Here is a 1,300-nt window from a genome sequence, read left to right as displayed (position 1 = left end):
CCGGGATCCACATCGCGCCGGGCAGGGGGCGGCGCGCGAGCCGCCACCAGCCGATGATGCCAACCGCGGCGAGCAGCGCGCCGGCGAGTTGCGCATCCTTGAGGACGACGCTCTGCCAACCGAGGAAAGGCGGGAGCAGTCCGATCGCGAGGATCGCGATGGCACTGCGAGCGCGGCCGGTGCGGGCCAGCGCGGCGGCGATCAGGCCAAGGCCGAGCCAATAGGTGCCGAGTTGCAGGACCAGCATCGGCGTCGCGCCGGGGCCGAGCGGTGCGAGCAGCGCCCAGACCCGCGCCATGGCCGGCGGATGCCAGTCGTCGTACACGCCCGACAGAACCTGCCGATATTGCGCGACGGTGTCGTACATTGCGGTGCCCGGCCAGAACAGCGCGAGCGAGGCGATGCCGAGCACGGCGGCTGCAATGGCGATGTGGAGTTGCGTGAGGCGGGCGGCAGGTTCGATCGACATTCGCGGGTCCTGCACCGGTGGCTTCGATCCGCGAAATCCGAAGCGCCGGACCTCGCGACCGACGCGCCCTTCGATGGGGCGAGTGCTTGCGTCAAGCGAAATAGGACCGAAACGAGACGGCTTGCCCGACCTGATTGGTCGGCTGGTATAACTCCCCGTCATTATGACGACAGTCGGGACCCGGAGCCAAGAGCGCTGCGATTGGTACCCTGGGTCCTGACTTTCGTCAGGATGACGGAAGCTTTGCGGGTTGCTACCCGATCCAGGCATTCTCGATGTGCCGCGGCCGCGTACCCGGCGCGAGCAGGATCACGTCGACGCGAATGTCGTCGCCCGGCCCGGCATAGCGCGACATCAGATATTCCGCCGCCGCCGCGACGCGGGCGAGGCGGCGTTCGTCGATCGCAAAGTCGAGTTCTGCGGCGGTCGCGCGGGTCTTGACCTCGACGAAGGCGATCAGGTTTCCCTTTCGCGCTACGAGATCGACCTCCCCAGCGGGCGTGCGGACCCGGCGATCGAGTATACTCCACCCCTTCAGCCGCAGCCACCACCCCGCCAGCCGCTCGCCGCGACGCCCGGCAATCTCTGCGGAACGGCGGTCACGCATGCCTGCTCCCATCCCTGAAAGGGAGGGGTTGGGGGTGGGTTGGCCGGCTTTGGCCACGACCGTTGGAATATGCGGAAGCCGACCCACCCCCGACCCCTCCCTTCCAGGGAGGGGCAAGAAGTGTGGTCGGCTTCCGATCAAGTGTTTACCGACCCAGGAAGGTCAGCAGGTCGTTGGTGAAGCGATCGCTCTCCGTGATCGTCAGGCCGTGCGGGGCGCCGTCA

At 67.7% G+C, this 1,300-nt stretch carries 1 protein-coding gene and 1 pseudogene; both read right to left on the bottom strand.

Going from position 1 to position 1,300, the window contains the following annotated elements:
* A pseudogene (locus U1872_RS22385) lies at positions 1-469 on the bottom strand (hypothetical protein); the annotation flags it as partial.
* Positions 470-722: 253 nt separating this feature from the next.
* Positions 723-1,076 (bottom strand): YraN family protein, encoded by a 354-nt coding sequence (locus U1872_RS22380; protein WP_332744263.1) that lies wholly within the window; start codon positions 1,074-1,076, stop codon positions 723-725.
* Positions 1,077-1,300 lie beyond the last annotated feature (224 nt).

This window comes from Parasphingomonas frigoris (genome assembly GCF_036663815.1).
GTDB lineage: Bacteria > Pseudomonadota > Alphaproteobacteria > Sphingomonadales > Sphingomonadaceae > Sphingomonas.
Note: the sequence above shows the minus strand (reverse complement) of the source record. Positions and strands in the feature narration are given on the sequence as shown.